Genomic DNA, 245 nt, shown 5'->3' with positions numbered 1-245 from the left:
GCTGCCGGGGGCATCGGCGCTGCCGGTTCGCTGGTCAGCGCACGCTGGCGGGTTTCGCTGTCGTTGATCTCCAGCGCCAGCGTGTCGTAGTCCGCCTCCAGCAGCTCGGCCATCTGACCGACCAGCTCGTCCTGCACCCGCTGCGGCGAGAAGTCGTCCGGCTGTGTGTCGAACTGCGTCAGCACGTCCTGAAACAAGGTGGCGAAGTCCACGGTCACGGTGCGGCCCAGTGCACGCCGCTCCCA

The 245-nt window shown here is 68.2% G+C and carries 1 protein-coding gene; it reads right to left on the bottom strand.

Features of this window, described 5'->3' with window-relative positions; translation table 11 throughout:
* Window positions 1–245: hypothetical protein (locus I5349_RS13965; protein ID WP_226391383.1), on the bottom strand; the 245-nt coding region annotated here is incomplete at both ends.

It is taken from the genome of Penaeicola halotolerans, from assembly GCF_016464625.1.
GTDB classification, from domain to species: Bacteria; Bacteroidota; Bacteroidia; order Cytophagales; family Cyclobacteriaceae; genus Penaeicola; species Penaeicola halotolerans.
The sequence above is the reverse complement of the archived record's forward strand: the minus strand, read 5'-3'. Positions and strand labels throughout refer to the sequence as shown.